12 protein-coding genes are annotated in these 13,674 nt (G+C 57.2%); 5 read left to right on the top strand and 7 right to left on the bottom strand.

What is annotated here, in order from left to right; all coding sequences use genetic code 11:
• The first annotated feature begins 192 nt into the window (after positions 1–192).
• Genes ABRP87_RS08965 through ABRP87_RS08955 form a run of 3 tightly spaced genes read left to right on the top strand, consistent with a single transcriptional unit; the run spans position 193 to position 3,153 of the window.
• Entirely contained in the window at positions 193–540 is a 348-nt protein-coding gene (locus ABRP87_RS08965) for a DUF485 domain-containing protein (protein WP_023025867.1), read from the top strand.
• Positions 541–2,184, top strand: a complete 1,644-nt coding sequence (locus ABRP87_RS08960; RefSeq protein WP_237800467.1) for a monocarboxylic acid transporter — start codon at positions 541–543, stop codon at positions 2,182–2,184.
• A 39-nt stretch (positions 2,185–2,223) separates the two neighbouring features.
• On the top strand, positions 2,224–3,153 hold the full coding sequence (locus tag ABRP87_RS08955) for a hypothetical protein (protein ID WP_349868413.1): 930 nt from the start codon (positions 2,224–2,226) through the stop codon (positions 3,151–3,153).
• A 2-nt stretch (positions 3,154–3,155) separates the two neighbouring features.
• On the opposite strand, the gene ABRP87_RS08950 is transcribed toward ABRP87_RS08955, so the two are convergent.
• The 6 genes from ABRP87_RS08950 to ABRP87_RS08925 all read right to left on the bottom strand — a co-directional run bounded on the left by ABRP87_RS08950 (position 3,156) and on the right by ABRP87_RS08925 (position 10,444).
• Complete coding sequence (locus ABRP87_RS08950; RefSeq protein WP_349868411.1) at positions 3,156–4,061, bottom strand: DUF1906 domain-containing protein; 906 nt, start codon at positions 4,059–4,061, stop codon at positions 3,156–3,158.
• A 78-nt stretch (positions 4,062–4,139) separates the two neighbouring features.
• The gene (locus ABRP87_RS08945; protein WP_349868409.1) at positions 4,140–4,568 is read right to left on the bottom strand and encodes an OsmC family protein; all 429 of its coding nucleotides are present in this window, start codon (positions 4,566–4,568) and stop codon (positions 4,140–4,142) included.
• 10 nt (positions 4,569–4,578) lie between these two features.
• A complete protein-coding gene (locus ABRP87_RS08940) occupies positions 4,579–6,579 on the bottom strand; it encodes a poly(ethylene terephthalate) hydrolase family protein (protein ID WP_349868408.1) in 2,001 nt (666 codons plus the stop codon).
• A gap of 179 nt (positions 6,580–6,758) precedes the next feature.
• A complete protein-coding gene (locus tag ABRP87_RS08935) occupies positions 6,759–7,787 on the bottom strand; it encodes an ABC transporter ATP-binding protein (protein ID WP_349864071.1) in 1,029 nt (342 codons plus the stop codon).
• Between the two features lie 2 nt (positions 7,788–7,789).
• A complete protein-coding gene (locus ABRP87_RS08930; protein ID WP_349868406.1) occupies positions 7,790–9,406 on the bottom strand; it encodes an ABC transporter permease in 1,617 nt (538 codons plus the stop codon).
• Between the two features lie 6 nt (positions 9,407–9,412).
• Positions 9,413–10,444: an ABC transporter substrate-binding protein gene (locus tag ABRP87_RS08925; RefSeq protein WP_349868405.1), complete on the bottom strand. Its 1,032-nt coding sequence runs from the start codon at positions 10,442–10,444 to the stop codon at positions 9,413–9,415.
• Between the two features lie 305 nt (positions 10,445–10,749).
• Here ABRP87_RS08925 and ABRP87_RS08920 point away from each other — a divergent pair, with 305 nt between their 5' ends.
• On the top strand, positions 10,750–12,072 hold the full coding sequence (locus ABRP87_RS08920) for an ammonium transporter (protein WP_349868403.1): 1,323 nt from the start codon (positions 10,750–10,752) through the stop codon (positions 12,070–12,072).
• A 27-nt stretch (positions 12,073–12,099) separates the two neighbouring features.
• Positions 12,100–12,438: a P-II family nitrogen regulator gene (locus ABRP87_RS08915; RefSeq protein WP_023025886.1), complete on the top strand. Its 339-nt coding sequence runs from the start codon at positions 12,100–12,102 to the stop codon at positions 12,436–12,438.
• 837 nt (positions 12,439–13,275) lie between these two features.
• Here the strand turns inward: ABRP87_RS08915 and ABRP87_RS08910 are convergent.
• Complete coding sequence (locus ABRP87_RS08910; RefSeq protein WP_023025892.1) at positions 13,276–13,410, bottom strand: hypothetical protein; 135 nt, start codon at positions 13,408–13,410, stop codon at positions 13,276–13,278.
• Positions 13,411–13,674 lie beyond the last annotated feature (264 nt).

Raw genomic sequence — 13,674 nt, 5'->3', positions numbered from 1 at the left:
GTGCAAAGAATATTAGCCCAGTTGACCGGAACCTATCGGGTTGAAAGGGGGGAGTTTTTGTGGGGTGCATTGGCAATATTTACTGCTTTGCAAAAAATGTTCTGTATCTTACATAGCAACGCGGGTAGTGATGAACAACACATTGCGCCTCGTTTGTACAGAACCTCTCTCACCCAAGGAGACAACCCTTCTATGAGTGATACAACTGCTCCCGTCGAGCGCCGTGAGCTTACGGCAGCCGACTACATAGAAATGCGCGATAGCGAAGAGTTTGGCGAGCTGCGCAGCGCTTATCGTAGTTTCACTTTTCCCATGACCGTCGCGTTTTTCGTGTGGTACATCGTCTACGTGCTCACCGCCGTGTTTGCGCCTGATTTTATGGCCATTGAGCTTGGCGATGGCGGCTGGAATATCGGCCTCGTCTTCGGCCTGGCCCAGTTCCTCACCACGTTCATCATTACCTGGATTTACGTGAAATACGCCAATAAGAATATTCAGCCTAAATCGGTTGCTATTCGTGAGAAGTTGGAGGCCAAGTAAATGACTACCACTTACCTTGCACAAGAAACTTCTGCCGGTAACCCGATTCTGAATATCTCCATTTTCGGCATCTTCCTCGTGGTTACCATGGCCGTCGTGTTGCGCGCCGGAAAGACCACGAAGAAGGCATCTGACTTCTATACCGGTGGTGGCTCGTTCTCCGGCCGCCAGAATGGCTTGGCCATTTCCGGTGACTACCTTTCTGCGGCATCCTTCCTCGGTATCGTCGGTGCGGTGGCGCTAAACGGCTACGACGGATTCTTGTACTCCGTCGGCTTCTTCGTCGCCTGGCTTGTCGCCCTGATGCTCGTGGCCGAGCCGATGCGTAACGTGGGCCGCTTTACCATGGCGGACGTTTTGTCCTTCCGCCTGAAGCAAAAGCCGGTGCGCGTGGCCGCGTCCATCGCCACGCTCTTCGTGACGCTGTTCTACCTCATTGCACAGATGGCCGGCGCCGGTTCGCTGGTGGCCGTGCTGCTAAACATCCATGACTTTAAGTGGCAGGCAGTCGTCGTCGGTATCGTCGGCGTGTTGATGATTCTCTACGTCCTGGTCGGCGGCATGAAGGGCACGACCTACGTGCAGATGATTAAGGCCGTCCTGCTGGTGACCGGTGTGGTCATCATGTGCATCATGGTGTTTGTCTCCCTGCGCGGTGGCTTCAGCAACATGTTCAGCACCGCTATTGATATGCACGCATCGTCTGATTACCTCCATGAAAAGGGCTATGAGGCTAAGGAAATCATGGAGCCGGGCCTGAAGTACGGTGGCTCTACCGCCGCTAAGTTGGACTTCATCTCCTTGGGTATGTCCCTCGTGCTGGGCGTGGGCGGCTTGCCTCACGTTCTGATGCGCTTCTACACCGTGCCGACCGCCGTTGAGGCACGTCGTTCCGTGACCTGGGCCATCGTTATCATCGGTGCCTTCTATCTGATGACCTTGATCCTGGGCTACGGTGCAGCCGCACTGGTTGGTCCGGACCGCATCCTGAACGCACCGGGTGGCGCGAACGCCGCGGCACCGCTGCTGGCACTGGAAATCGGTGGCTCCATCTTCATGGCCATTATTTCCGCCGTGGCCTTTGCTACCGTGCTCGCCGTGGTGGCGGGCCTGGCGATTACCGCCTCCGCCTCCATTGCGCACGATATCTACCACGCGGTTATCCGCAACGGTGAGTCCACCGAGGCAGAGCAGGTGCGCGTCTCGCAGGCCACCGTGGTAATCCTGGGTATCGTCTCCATTATCTTGGGCATCTTGGCGATGACCCAAAACGTGGCCTTCCTGGTCTCCCTGGCCTTCGCAGTGGCGGCATCGGCTAACCTGCCGACCATCCTGTACTCGCTGTACTGGCGCCGCTTCAACACCGCGGGTGCTGTGGCATCCATGTACACCGGTGTTGTCTCCTGCTTGGTCCTCATCTTCTTCTCCCCAGCGGTATCCGGTACCGAAAGCGCCATGTTCCCGAACGCGGACTGGGCTATCTTCCCGCTGACCTCGCCGGGTCTGGTCAGCATCCCGCTGTCCTTCTTCGTCGGCTGGTTCGTCTCCATCGTGACCAAGCCGGACAACTTGGACGAGTTGGCGGCAGAGATGGAAGTTCGTTCCTTGACCGGTGTGGGCGTCGAGGCCCCAGTCCAGCACTAATTGCCCGAAAAGTAGCAATTACCGGTAATATGGTTCGACGTGTTTAATCCGTCCTCTCTCAACGTGGCGGCATCAGTAAAGGCTGGTGCCGCCCTTGCCGTGTGCATGCTTGCCTGCTCTACGGTTGCTGGGTGCAGCAATAGCGAGCGAGATAGCACCGCCAAAGCCGAAGACACCACCATTACCGCGCATAGGGCGACAACCGTGCCCCCGCGGATCAATGAGTTCCTCAAGGGGGATGAGGATCATTCCATTAGCTATATTCGCCTGCACGATGGCATGTATATGGGCTCTGCGGCAGAACACGATCCCCGCCCGGCGCTTAGCCTCATCAAGCTCTACATCGCCACCTACGTCATTGAACAGGGCGAGTACGAGGACAAATACGAGGCGCTCGGCATGATCGCCAGCTCTTCTGATAAGAGCGCCGAGGAGCTGTTCAAGAAGTACCCGGATTCCATCGATAAGATTGCCAAGGAATACGATCTGGAATCCACCAAGGCGGGCGAGACTTGGGGCTATTCGGAAACCTCCACCTATGACGTGGCCAGCTTCATCTCTCAGCTCATCAAGCGCGATGAAACCCACCCCGTGCTGGTGGCGATGTCGCACGCGGATCCGGTCTCAGAAGATGGCTATGACCAAGACTATGGCACCGCGAAGCTCTCAAATGTGGTGGGCAGCAAGTGGGGCTGGTCCAATGACAAGTCGATCAATTCCTCGGTGTCCTTTGGCAAGAACTTCGTCGCCGCAGCCTCCATTAATGGCTCTGCCGATGACCTCACGGACTACGTGAAGAGCGAAATCAATGGCGAGAGCCTGGGCAAGGCTACCGAGCGGTTCCTGAAGTACAAGGACGGCGAGGACGTCCCGCCCATCGAGACGACCTCGGAGAAGCCGACCTCGAGCGAGAAGAAGGACGAGGACAAGAAGGACGAAAAGAAGTCCTCCGAGCCCAAGGGGAAATAGGCTTACTTAAAGGCCTTGGCGATATCCTGGGCGGCATCGGCAAGCCCGCGAATTTGCTCGTTGCTTAGCGATGACCCCTTAAAGCTCACCCCGTCCGCGTTGAGCTGCGGCAAATCCGGCATATTTGGGATGGCCTTGTCCAGGGTGGAGCTGAGATCCTGGATGCCTGGCTGCTTGGAACCGAGCGTCCATTGGCCCCAGTCGCTGGCGTATACCTCGTTGACATCGACGATGACGTTCTCGATGGTCTGCTGGCGCGACTGCGGCAGCTGGTGAATGGTGGTCTTGGGGTGGATCTTCCCGTTGGAACCCCAGTCGTGCATCCAGTAGAACGTGCCAATCCCATCCTGGCTGGCCCACTCGATGACGTTGTAGTTGCCGTAGACACCGGTCTGGTAACCGGCCACGGACAGGGCCTTGGAAAATGCCTGCAGGTACGGCCGGATGAACTGGGTGTAGTGCTCGCGGGTGGGGTTATCGTCGATGGCGATGTAGATGGGGCGGTGCGTAGGGCCACCGGCGGCCTTGTGTAGCGAAATGGCCTGCGGGGCGTGGATGGCGGCGCCGGCCGCGCCCTGCTTCCAATCGGCGGTTTCGGCGCGGCCGAATTGATAGACCGAGGCCGTGGGCAGGCCGGCGGCGGCATTGGCCGCGGCCTCTTGAAGGGTAACCGGCTTGCCGGTCATCCAAGCCGCGCCGGGGCGCTTATTGGAAACGTAGCGAATGGCACCGATATGGCCCGCGCGCTTGATGGCCGCGGGGGAGGGGACGCCGGAGGAAAAATCGATAATGGTGCCGCGCACCGGGCCGAGGGCGGCGGCAGAGGGTGCGGCCGTACCAATGGCGCCGGCGGTAAGGGCAAAGGCGCTTGCCTTCAAGAGGCCGCGACGAGACAGAGACGGTGACATGAAAAGCTCCTGCAGTGATCGCATTAGTCACAATAGTTAACAAATGCACCATAGCAGGAGATAGTGGGGGAATCGTGTTTATTTTGACACGTTGCTAAATTCCACGTTCGTGGCGTGTTCCACGGTGCGCGAGACCGTGCAGTCCTTCTCGTGGGAGATCCGGATCAGGTTATCCACGAGCGCGCGGGCCTTATCGCCCTCCGGGGTGGAGGGGAAGGCGAGGTTGAAGGCAACGCGGACATCGGAAAGCCGCGAGGCGCCATCCTCATCCACGCGGTCGCCCTCTGCGCGCACCTGGAAAGACTCCGGCTCGGTGCGCCGGGAGGTTACGACATCCACATCCACCGCGGTGCACCCAGCGACGGCGGCCAGCAGGAGCTCTACCGGCGATAACAGGCCTTCTCCGCGGCCAAATTCGATGCTGGCGCCATCCGCATTGGTGGCGCGGTACACCGAATTTTCTACGCGGTTAAGGTCAACGGAATACTGCTTGGTGATTTCACTCATGGCTTAGAGCTTAAGCGAGGCTCGGGATATAGGCCACGCTGCCGCCCAAGGACATGGTGATAAAGATGGGCGCGATAACCAGGGGGCCAAGCCATACGCGGCCGGTATTGGCATAAAACATCTTGTTCAAGATGGGCAGCAGGATCATCATGGGCAAGATGGATTGCAGCATGTTCACATAGAGCCAGTCATCGGTCCAGTGCACCGTGCCGGTGGCGGCGAAGACGGAGTACTGGATAACGAAGATCATCGCCAAGCCGACGGAGTTAGCCAGCGCCGCGATGAGGTAGGTCTGCCACTTGGGCGTATCGCTATAGCGCGTGCCCACGCCGGCGCGAATGGAATTGGCCAGGTAGAAGATGAACATCGCCGGCACGTACATCAGCGCCACCAGGAACCAGCGCAGCGTCAGCGGGCGGGAGGCCACGACCAAGAAGCGGTAATCGCTGTGGAAGGCGAGATACACAATGGATAGCACCGAGAAGTACACGAAGAGCAAGATGAAGGCCAGCAGCAGCGTGCGCCAGAAGGTGCGCCAACTCATCGTGATGCCCCACGCGCGGGCGCGCTCGCCGCGGGCATAGGTGGACTTATCCCGGGTGATATAGAACAAGATAAGCCCCACGATGCCGTTGACGATGGCCCACAAGACCACCGAGTTGACCATGCGCGCCGGGAAGAACCAGGTGCTGACCTTATTCGCGGCATCGTAGAAGACGTCCTGCGAAAGGTTCGCCAGCGGCATGAACGTGAAGAATGCGATGGCCGCCGAAAGCACGAAGAATGCCCAGAACTTCGCGGCCTCTTTGCCCCGCGGACGCTTCGGCACCGTCGGCAGCGCCTGTGCCACTGGCGCAAAGTAGCGGGTGCGCAATAGCATGCGGGTCAGCGGGAAGAGCATGGCAATGCCGCCGATGAGGGACAGGAGGTTAAAGACCTCCTTGAGCCACCACGTCTGATTTCCGGAATCCATCTTCACTGGGGCATCCAGGGTGTCATCGAAGAACTCGAGGATACTGCCGATGGCACTGGGTGTAAGCGGCTGCAGCGGGTGCAGCGTTTCATCGTTATAGGCAATGCGGTAGGTGCCCTTGTCGATGTCCCCGTACCCATGGCCAATTTCAATGCGGTCCACCTGGTCTTGTTTCTTGAGCCCAGAATTGACCATGGACAGGGCCTCCGGCGCATCGCGCAGATCACCATCGCCATTGATATTGCGGTAACCGCCCTCATCGTAGCGGGCATAGCCCAGCGCCATATTGGAGTGCACGTGGGCGAACTTTTTATCGTTTAAGTTCTTGAGCCAGCCGGAGATAAAGACTGCGGAAATCTTATCCAGATCCTCGGCGCGCTTGCGCTCGCCATCCGTGATGGTGGTGCCGCCTTCGCTATCCGGATTCTTGGCGGCTTTGAGCGCATCATCGACCTTCTTGCCGTATTTATTGGCCGCGGTGCGCACTGCGGTACCACCGGCGGAGTGGCCGGTAATGCCGATTCGATCCTCATCGACGTAATTGAACGTATCCAGGTGGTCTGTGACGTAATCAATGGCGGTCACGATGGCGGAATCACTATCATCCGGGTGCTGCGAGCTCGATTCGCCCTGGTTATATGGGTCAACTACCAGGGTGACAAAGCCGCGCCGGGCCAATTCAAGCGAGTTGGAGACCTGGGTTTCCTTGGTGCGCTGGAAACCGGGTGAGACGATGACCATGGGCGCTTTATTCTCCGGCGTCGCGTCCTTCGGGCGGAAGAGATCTGCGGTGACCGTAGCGCCGTGCTTGCCGGCGATCTTTAGATCGGTGACCTGAACATTGCCGCCATCGGTTTGCACCAGCGATGAGCCCAACCCGCCGATGAGCACGATGGCAATGCATACAAAGAGCTTCCAGCCATCGCTAAAGCGGCGCTTTTTGGATACCTCAGCAGGCATCTGCTCTGCCTGGTGTTCCAGCGAAAGGGACGACTGTTCTTCCACGGGAGTGGAGGACGGGGATGCGGAGTCGGACATATACGCGTTCCTTGCAGGTGGTACTTAATTGAAATGAGTGGGCTGAAAGTCCGATAGTGGAAAACTTAAAGTCCAGCGTGGAAGCATATTAGGCCCGCCCGAAAGCGGGTGCAACCGTTGCGGTAAATGGTGGTGCAGTGCAAGCGCTGAACTGGCCAAAGTTTGCGCGATGCGGTGAATTAATAAATCAGGGGCGGCGAGAAGCGAATACGCACCGATTGTCCAAGCTCTGGTTTATTAACTGCAGTAGTGCGGAACGTGACCCCAGATTCGTGGGAGGCGGTAACGGAGTAGTGCCCGGCTTCGAAAATGGCGGAGTCAACTACCGCCGCAACCGTGGCGCCTGGATGGTTTTCCTCCACGATTGTTGCGTGGTGTGGCAAGATGGCGGCCTTAGTGCCTTCGTCCCGCACGGTTACTTCACTCAATGGCCAAGAGATCCCAAGGGCGGGGCACTCGACGCGGCCTCCTGAAATAGTGGTCTGGACAATCGTGGCATCCGCAATAAATCCCGCGACCACCGGGCTAGCGGGATCTTCCAGTAGCTGTTGCGGGGTAGCAATCTGCTGGATTTCGCCGCCGTCTAGAACCACGACTCTATCTGCTATTGCCAGCGCCTCGGCGCGATCGTGGGTGACGTGCATCGTGGTTAGGCGTTGCTTTTGCGTCAGGGCTACCAGCTCTCGGCGCAAATTATCGCGCAATGGTTCATCGAGGGCCGAAAGAGCCTCATCCAGCAATAAGACCTTAGGGTTAGCGACGATCGCCCGGGCCAGGGCAACGCGCTGGCGCTGCCCACCAGAAAGGCTGTCCGGAGTACGGTCCTCGAATCCCGGCAGGCCCACGAGAGCTAAAGTCTCAGAAATGCGCTCTTCGCGCTCGGCCTTTGCTACTTTCGCCTGGCGCAACGGGTAGCTAACATTGTCTTTAACGGACATGTGCGGCCATATTGCGTGCTGTTGGAATACCATGCCAATGCCGCGTTTCTCGGGAGGAATGGCAGTCATCTGCCGGCCATCTATGTAAAGCTCACCCGATGAAGGGGAAATAAAGCCAGCGATGGTGCGCAGGAGCGTGGTTTTACCGGAGCCTGAGGGGCCAACGAGTGCAATGAGTTCCCCAGGCTCGATGGAGAGGTTGATATCGCGCAGTCCGGTGGTTCCGTCCGGAAAAGTGACCGTGAGGTGGGAAGCTGCAATTTTCGCCATTATTAAGTCCTTACCTTTGGAGCACGGATAGTCAGTGCAAGGGCAATGATGCCAAGCAGTGCAAAGAGCAGGGCGAGTGCCGATGCCTGGTTGTAATTTCCTGCCTGTTGCAGGTTGAAGACTTGGACACCCAGTGTTGTGGTCCCGGGCGCGACGAGGAGTACGGAAATAGTAAGTTCTCGAATCGCGGTCACCGCGACGAGCACCGCACCCGAGATCGCCACCGGAATGGTCATTGCGCCGGTGGTGCTAAATAGCGCCTTAAGCGGCGTGGCACCAGAAATGCGCGCTGCTTCTTCCACGGTGACTGGGGTGCTTATTAACGGGGCACGCACGGACTGGACAACGAGTGCGGTAAAAGCGCAGACGTAGGCGATAAGGATTATCCAAATGGTGTTATATAACCCGGTATAGCGTCCGGCAATCAGCCAGGCGACGCCGATGATGAGCCCAGGCAGCGCGCTCGGTAGCAGCGCAGAAAGAGTTAAAAGCGTATTTCCCCGCCCCTGGGTACGGGTCACTAGAATTCCGATGACCCAGCCAAGAATCCCGCAGATTATCGCGGCGGTTATTGACAGAAATGCGGAATTGGTGAGGCCGTCGATAACGCGCGGGTTGGATAAAGCACTGCTAAAGTTCGCCAACGAGATGGTTTCTAAGGTAAACGGAACCCCAGGAGCCGGCAGCAATGCGCGGTAGGCCAAACCAAGGATTGGGCCAATGGAAATGGCGAGTCCGCACACCCACATGATGATCGTGACCGGCCAACGCGCTGAATGCAGTGCAAAGCGGGCCGGGCTTCCGGACTCATGGGTAGAAGACGAGTTTTTCAGGGAGGTGAGATAGTCCATGATGACTGCGCCGATTCCCAAAAATAAGAGGACGACGCCGATGGTCGAGACCACCTGTAATGGGTTGGATACGGTGCCGGAATCAATGAACCGGTAAATCATCGTCGCGAGCGTTTCGAACCGAGCCGGCGAGCCGATGATGGCGGGAATTCCGAAATCCGCCAGATTAGCAATTGCCGTGAGGGTAAACGCGGATAACAGGGCGGGGCGCAGGAGCGGAAGGGTGACCGTGCGCAGAACTGTCATCACGGAAGCGCCAGATACTCGGGCGGCTAGCTCAAAATCCGGGGAGATGGAGCGCAGGCTCGAAGAAATGATGACGTATGCCGTGGGAAAAGAGTGGATGGTCATCAGCGCAATGACCCCGTCGGCGCCGTAGATATTCCATATCTCGAACCCAAAGAGCTTATTCAAACCCTGATTCGGGCCGAAGAGTTGAATCCAGGCGATCGCTCCGATAAATGGCGGAACTAAGAGTGGCGAGAGCAAGAATAGGCGCAGTACCGAAGAGCCGTAGATATCCGTGCGGTCTAGCGCGATGGCAATAACGGTGCCGATGATGACAGCGGCGAGCGCCGAAAGCGCCGTGGTGAAAAGCGAATTCCATGTAGCAATACCGAGCCCTTGCTCTAGCAAGACGGGGATTTGGTTCCCGCCCAATGCAAGGGAGACAACAAGGGCCAAAGGCGCGATGAACAGACCAATGGCAATGAGCCACACGCCAACGCGCAGCGCGGATACGGAGGGATTTTTCAACAAACGAGCCATCAAGAACTAGGAAGACACTGCCTTTTGGAATACCTCGACGGCGGCGTCTTTATCCTTGGTGATTTTCTCCAGGTCCTGGTCCATGAGCTCAATGTCTGCGAGTTCAGGGGTGTCCGCTGGAGTTCCCACATCCTCACGTACTGGGAGGTACGACTGCTCGACGGCGATTTCTTGAGCCTTCTTCGAAAGCAGGAAGTTGATGTACTTCTGTGCTGCTTCTTGTTCCTTGGAGTCTTTGAATACGCCTGCGGGCTCAGAAATATACGGTGATCCCTCGGTGGGGTAGGCGAGGGCAACTGGGGATCCCTTATTCGCTAGGTCGCGGACTAAGTAATCGACTACCACACCCACGGGCCTGGAACCGGAGGCGATTTCTTGGGAGGTAGGGCCATTGGACTCTGCGATCATCGGGGAATTCTTGCCCAGATCTTCGATCCACGCTTCACCGAGGTCTGGATTGTTCTTCCACGCCGAGGCGTTGAAGGCTGCCGCACCAGAGACTGCCGGGTTAGGCATGACGAGTTTGTCCTTGTACTTCGGATCGGTGAGATCCGCCCACGAGGTCGGGGCATCGCCTTCTGCGATTTCGTCGGTGTTATAAGCAATGACCGTAGGGATAATGCGCGTGCCGACATAAAAATTCTCGTCGTCTTTGGCCTCATCGATGATGTCGTCGGAATCGACATCGGCAAGCTCGATGAGGTCACCATCCTCGGCGTAATTTTCAAAGGTAGGTGCATCGGCCGCCCAGAAAACGTCTGCCTCGATATCGCCAGATTGCTTCTCCGAAGAAATGCGCGCGTTCAAATCGCCGGTACCGGCGCGGTACACCTTGACCTCGATATCGGGGTTTTCTTCATTGAAGGCCGCATTGATTTCATCGACCTTTTCTTCCGGCTCGGAGGTATAGACGGTAATAGAGGTTGAATCGCTTGCGGCCTTCGTATCTTCATCGTCGGTCGCAGGCTCACCGCACGAACTGAGAAGAACGGTTGAAGCAAGGGCTAGGGCAGCGAGAGAAGAGTGCTTCGGCTTCATTGGGGAAGTTCCTCCAGAGAGAGTAGTGATCAGGAACGTCAATCTAACTGCGCCGAAGTTAAGGCAACTTGGGATCGGTGTGAACGCACAGTAAATTCTTTGAGCTTCTGGGCGGATGTTGTGGAGGGGTGGCCAAGGAGCCTCGCTCGAGTGGGCAGCCTTTTAGCGGTGAAAAGCGGGAAACCAGGAGGTGACAAGCTCAAGGTAACCCCACATGGGGGATTAATCTATAGGCCAATAGATATTTATATACCTGTAGTACTACCGTTATGAAAAGCAATGAAGGAACCCTACAAGGAGAAATAATGGATTCGGTGATCGCAGGCAATGCGAGCTGGATGCTCATGAGCGCGGCTCTCGTGTTGCTCATGACCCCAGCCCTCGCACTTTTTTACGGAGGCATGACAGAGCGCCGCGGCGTGCTCAACATGATGTTGATGTCCTTCGGCTCACTAGCGGTAGTCAGCATCATTTACATCCTCTGGGGTTGGTCAATGAGCTACGGTACGGAGTCTTGGGGCGGCATCGTTGCCAATCCCTTCGAGTTCTTCGGGCTCAAGGATTCCATCTTTGATGCCAATGGTGAATACCTCGAAGGTGCGGAAGGCTACGCCAATATCATCGATATCGGATTCCAGCTCACCTTCGCCGTTATTTCCACCGCGATTATCTCCGGTGCACTTGCCGGCCGTGTGAAGTTCGGGACCTGGATGCTTTTCAGCGGCCTGTGGGCAACCTTTGTCTACTTCCCGCTGGCCCACATGGTCTGGGGTGGTGGCATCCTGGGTGAGGGCGAAAGCAGCGTCACCAGCTGGATCTTTGGCAGCGAAGGTGGGGAAGCGCTCGTCGCACCCATTGACTTTGCTGGTGGTACCGTCGTCCACATTTCCGCCGGTACGGCTGCACTGGTTCTGGCGATTGTCGTGGGCAAGCGCCAAGGCTTCCCGAAGAGCGTGCAGCGTCCCCACAACCTGCCCATGGTCATGCTCGGTGCCGGCCTGCTGTGGTTTGGTTGGTTCGGCTTCAATGGTGGTTCCGCCTTCGCTGCCGATGGACTCGCCGGCCTGGCCTGGGTAAACACCACCGCCGCAACGGCTGCCGCAATCCTGGGTTGGTTGCTCGTGGAAAAGGTGCGCGATAACTACTGCACCTCCCTGGGTGCTGCCTCCGGTGTGGTCGCAGGACTTGTCACAATTACCCCGGCTGCGGGCGATCTGAACCCGGTCACCTCCCTCATCATGGGTGCCCTCGGCGGCATGCTGGGCTGTCTGGGCGTGGGCTTGAAGTTCCGCTTCGGTTTCGATGACTCCCTCGACGTCGTGGGCGTCCACCTGGTCGCCGGCCTGTGGGGCACCGTGGCCGTTGCCTTCTTTGCCAATGACCGCGGCATCTTCACCGGTGGCGGCGCCGAAGGCTGGAAGCTGCTCATCGTACAGATCCTCATCGCCGCTATCGCCGTAGTCTTCGCCGCAGTCATTACCGCCATCATCGCGGTGATTTTGAAGGCGACCATCGGCTGGCGCGTGACCGACCAGATTGAAACCGACGGCATTGACTTTGGTGGCCACCGTGAGACCGGCTACGACATTGGCGGCCGTGCCATGCGCGGTACCACCAGCCGCAACTAAAACGCCCAGCGATACCTAGGAGCAACAATGAAACTCGTAACAGCCGTGGTCAAGCCCTTTACGCTTGATGATATCCAGCAAGCCCTACAAAAGCTCGGCTCACCCGGCATGACGGTGACTGAAATCGAAGGCTTTGGCCAGCAACGCGGCAACAAAGAAATCTACCGCGGCGCCCAATTCGCCACCTCCTTTGTGCCTAAGGCCAAAATCGAGCTCATCGTGGCAGACGATGACGCCGAAGCGATTGTCGATGCCATCGTGGACGCCGCCTGCACCGGCGAAATCGGCGACGGCAAGATTTGGATTGCACCCGTTGAAGACGTGATCCGCGTTCGCACCGGCGAGCGCGGGGAGAAGGCTATTTAAGCCTCCAAGACACCGGCGCCCCAGGCCTCCTCATAAGGGTGGAGGGCTGGGGCGCTAATCTGTCGTTAAATCTTGCGGGGAAGAAACAATGAGGCCATCGAACCGGTTTCTGCCAAGTGGCACTATCTACTTAGGCGGAAAACTAAAGCTGAAGATTGGAGCAATTCTTGGATTTGCTCTGCCTGGCCGCTGCCTTCGGCCTCCTTTCGTAAAACCTGAATGATTCGGGACGTGCTCAAGGGCTGGGGACATTTGGGCCGCACATCAAGTCAATACAGCCGTTAATGCGCGAACCTGGCTCAAGAGCCACTGAATGAACGACCTGTCTATTGTCTTCGTATTCTGAAATTTGCCTATTTTGTAAGACCCCGTGGCGGATATCCCCCTGCTGATCGCAAAACCATGCAATCCGTAATTCTTGTCTATCTAGACTACCGTTCGCCTGAGATGCCAAGGACGGTATTGCTGAGAGAGTGTGTCAAGTTGTTTGTATGTGCGTCAGGCATGAGGACCACGCGTATCGATGAGGGGGTGGAATTCACCGACGTTGACCTGTTTGGCGTCAATGAAGATCAACTAGCGCTGCAGCTCCTGCTCTGAGGTCACGCTCGAGCGGAAGCCGATGACGTACTACTGCGAGAGCGTGCACTCTTGTACGCCGCCACACTCCGTGTGCGCGACGCCTTAATGGTTAGCGTTGTGGGTGAAGCCTCGTAGTTTTCTTCCTTCCGCAGATCCCCGATTTCTCCGAGATGGAAGTTTGACCACACGAATAAAGCCCAAGGCACTTCAGCTATGTCTCACCTTGCCCAGCGGCGTTGTCAACGACGGGAGGCCTTAAGCGCGGCCCTTGCGGTATGACAATGCCAGCTCGGAGACGGCGAGTGCTGTGGGTACAACTAGGAGCCAATTGGGTACCACAGCGGATACCGCAATGAACGCGGCAAAAGCGGCTGCGAACGCGTACGTCATGGTCTTTTCCACGAAAAGTCCTTTCAAACGGGGCACGGTGTTAAGGAAAGTTCTTGGGACTGGGTAGCTTATGTCTTCAGTCTTTAGAGGTTATCTTCGGCTGTCTTCCTTATTGAAGAGCCATCTAAATTCGGGTTTATACTCTGCGATGAGTATAAGATTGCGGCTCATTCCTCAAAGCAGAGCAGAGCGTGTCAAGTTGTTTGTGTGTGGGGCTAGGTTTATAGGTATTTGTCGAAGCGGGCGGGAAAGGCTACGGCCATT

Source organism: Corynebacterium sp. KPL2830 (assembly GCF_040225635.1).
GTDB lineage: Bacteria > Actinomycetota > Actinomycetes > Mycobacteriales > Mycobacteriaceae > Corynebacterium.
Note: the sequence above shows the minus strand (reverse complement) of the source record. Positions and strands in the feature narration are given on the sequence as shown.